The 3010-nt window shown below is 59.7% G+C and carries 5 protein-coding genes; 2 read left to right on the top strand and 3 right to left on the bottom strand.

Features of this window, described 5'->3' with window-relative positions; translation table 11 throughout:
* Window positions 1–251 (top strand): hypothetical protein (locus tag ABIB27_RS19195; protein WP_354254691.1); only part of this gene is annotated, 251 nt, incomplete at its 5' end.
* Here ABIB27_RS19195 and ABIB27_RS19190 read toward each other — a convergent pair.
* Both ABIB27_RS19190 and ABIB27_RS19185 read right to left on the bottom strand, forming a co-directional pair.
* Window positions 248–568 carry a MaoC/PaaZ C-terminal domain-containing protein gene (locus ABIB27_RS19190; protein WP_354218035.1) on the bottom strand — a complete coding sequence of 107 codons (321 nt, stop codon included), beginning with the start codon at window positions 566–568 and terminating at the stop codon, window positions 248–250. The genes ABIB27_RS19195 and ABIB27_RS19190 overlap by 4 nt on opposite strands.
* Window positions 569–666: 98 nt before the next feature.
* A complete protein-coding gene (locus tag ABIB27_RS19185; RefSeq protein ID WP_354218034.1) occupies window positions 667–1077 on the bottom strand; it encodes a cupin domain-containing protein in 411 nt (136 codons plus the stop codon).
* A gap of 224 nt (window positions 1078–1301) precedes the next feature.
* On the opposite strand from ABIB27_RS19185, the gene ABIB27_RS19180 reads away from it, so the two are divergent.
* On the top strand, window positions 1302–1889 hold the full coding sequence (locus ABIB27_RS19180) for a TetR/AcrR family transcriptional regulator (RefSeq protein WP_354254689.1): 588 nt from the start codon (window positions 1302–1304) through the stop codon (window positions 1887–1889).
* 287 nt (window positions 1890–2176) lie between these two features.
* On the opposite strand, the gene ABIB27_RS19175 is transcribed toward ABIB27_RS19180, so the two are convergent.
* Window positions 2177–3010, bottom strand: an 834-nt coding sequence (locus tag ABIB27_RS19175; RefSeq protein ID WP_354254687.1) for a BCCT family transporter, incomplete at its 5' end; no start/stop codon positions are given.

The following is a 3010-nucleotide window of genomic DNA, read 5'->3' as shown; positions in this document are numbered from 1 at the left end:
CCGCCGGAAACGGCCCGACCAGGAACATCCAGTGGAACACCACCGACAGCGAGGCCGGTGATCTGCCACGCCCGAAACCAGAATCCGCGGCCGACACCGAAATCCATCAAGACCAACCCCGGATCGGTGGATCAAGGCTCAGGCTGGCCAATGAACAAGGGTTCGAATGGAGAGCCGTCGCGGAATTCGTTCACATCTTCGAAAGCAGCGCATCCGCTCCTTGCCCTGTCTGCATGTGTGAGGTCGGCTAGGACAACCGGCTACGCAGCATCGCCGTGGTTTTCATCGTCATAACTATGTCCCCGTCGTTTCGGGACATCTCGATGGAGATAGTGACTATGCCGCGGTCGGGCTTGGATCGCGATTTTCGGGCCTCCACGACGGTGATCTTGGCTGACAGCATGTCACCTGGCCGCACAGGACTTAGCCAACGAAGCTCGTCTGCCCCCGGTCCGCCCAGGCTCGCATCTTCATTCCAGTAGGAGGATACGAAGATGCGCATCATCAACGAGGCTGTGTGCCATCCAGAAGCGATCAGCCCTTTGAAAGGCTTTTCTGACGCAGTCACCGGGGCAGTCCCTTATTTTGCCTTTCGTGTTCGGCCGTCAGTCGCTTCTCGCAGCGGACCGGCGTGTCCTCGATGGCTTGCGGTGGAGATGTCAGGGCTCAGAGTTTGGTGTACTTAAAGGAGTGTGACTCCAGGCCTTCGGGGTTGGGTCCGTAAATGGTGACCATCCGCGCGTAGACGGGTGCCCAGTAACGGCCGGCTCGTCCAGGGTTTACGCGTGCCGAATCCCCCCGCTTCAGGATGACAGTCTCGCCTTCGCTCTGGATATGAAGTTCGCCCTCCAGGACGAAGTTCGTCTCGGTGTGGGGGTGGAAGTCCTCCCAGGCGCATGCGTCCAGTTCCCACTCGGAGAGTATGAAGTCGTTCCATGGGCCTACGGGAAGAGAAGTTATGAACCTGCAGCGCAATGCCTGCCATTTGTCCTGCATGGGTTCCAGGGACTTCGCTGGCCAAAAATCGATCGCTTCGCCCGTCGTCAGTGCCGGGGCCTGAGGGGTGGTTGTGGCCATTCTTTTCACCGTTTCTTCAATAGGGAATCTGCTTCTGAATACCCTGTGGAATCTAAGGAACTTTGCATCAGGGTGATGCGGGTCACTGCAGTGTGCACGCATTGACACGAACGAACGTTCGAGTCAATGGTTCGCGACGAAGATCGTGGGCCTTTTCTGGGCTCAAGCCATAGTCTTGAGGAAGTGTCCCTGTCCGGCCGGGAACAGGGACTGGAGAGTGAGTTATGCGGGTATCCGCCGAAGACCGAAGAGAACAATTGACTGCAGCGACTGTTGAACTCATGCGTCGTGAGGGTGTTCAGTCGGTGACCATTAGGGCTATTGCCAAGGCGGCCAATGCCCCGTTGGCAGCGGCACATTATTGCTTCCGCAATAAAGGGGAGCTCATGGACGTGGCCGCCGAGGCTTGGTTCAAGAACTTGAGCCGCTTTTCCAGCGACGTCCCGGTCCACCTAGGACTTCGAAAGGCGGTGGAACACGTAGCTGAGGGCTACTGGCGGGCACTGGAGGAAGAGCCCGCAAACATACTTGCTGAAATCGAACTAATTCTTTGGGCAACACGCAACGCCGATGTCAGCCCACTGGCCACCAAAATTTATCCAGCCTACGAAGTGGAGTTGGGGAACATCTTCTCCTCCGCGGCGCAAAGCAATAGTGACCAGTGCAACCTCGCCATCCCTTCGTTGGTGCGGGCCTTCCTGATGATCTACGACGGAGCGGCCATCCAGTACATGACAGACCCGACTGCCACTGATCCCCGCGCCTTGTTCTTTATGATGGTTGATGCACTTCTGACCAAGGCTGGCGTCTAGACCCGCCGCCAGAGCTCATAAGGCGGACACTAAACGGACCAGGCGGTTGGAGAGCGACCATGGTGGGCAACGAAGTTGCCCACCATGTTCATGGTGATTCGGAGTCACCGAGGGGACCTGCCGTTGCGTGTGGCCATTGAGGAACTGGATGGCTTCATCACGAAAGTTCGTATCCTGGGTGTCTGTGCCGCCGTGAGCTGCGGACTGCGTAATCAGGTCACTGCCTGACCCGCTCTGTCGTCGGGCGCCCTGTCATTTTCCGCTGCCGGCACATGCGCTGGCTCGGCTTATGCGGGGGTACCGGTGGTCGGCGGTGCGGGCGGGGTGATGAGGGTGGGGTGGTCGTACTCGTTGGAGTAGGCGAGGAAGCCCAGGTGGGCTTCGTAACGGAGCAGCACGTCCTCCATGATCTGCTGCTGTGTCACGCCCATCAGGTCATAGCCCTCCGAGCCGGTCTGCGCGAAGACTTCCACGCGGTAGTAGGCCTCGGAATCGCGGTGTACATGCCGGTTGAATTTCGGCACTGAGGCTTCCACAGCCTGGATTTGGTAGTGGAAGTCGCGGTGGTCCGGGATGGTGACCGCGAGAACATGGCTGGGGACGCCCGTGTGTTCGTTCGGGAGGGTGTTCAGGGTTGCTTCATGGCCCTGCTTGGTGAACTCCTCGAGGGCTTCGGCCAGGGCCGGTTGGGCTGTGAGTTCAATGAACGCCGCTACCTCGTTCTTGGACGGGTAGGAGCGGATCCGTGCCAGCCGCTGGCCCCAGGTGCGGTCCGCCCCATGACCGCCGTGCACCGCCATCGACTGCCGCCGCAGCACGCGGCCCTCGCGATCGGCCTTCTCCATCCGCAGCGCTTTGGTGAACGACGCCATCACCAGCCAGGCGATAATCGTTACCGGCAGGCCGAAGATCAGCGTGGCGTACTCCATGGTGGTCACGCCGCCGGCGACCAGCATCGCGATGGTCAGCAGCGCGGTAACCAAGGCCCAGAAGATCCGGAGCCACTTGGCGCCATCCTGGGTCGCGTTGGTGATGATGGAAGAGAAGTTGGACATCATCATGGCGCCGGAGTTGGCGCTGGTGAGGTAGAACAGCATGCCGGACAACGTGCCCAGCCCGAT

Origin of the sequence: Arthrobacter sp. UYEF21 (assembly GCF_040546085.1) — a bacterium.
Taxonomy (GTDB): domain Bacteria; phylum Actinomycetota; class Actinomycetes; order Actinomycetales; family Micrococcaceae; genus Arthrobacter.
This window is presented reverse-complemented; position numbering and strand designations above follow the sequence as displayed.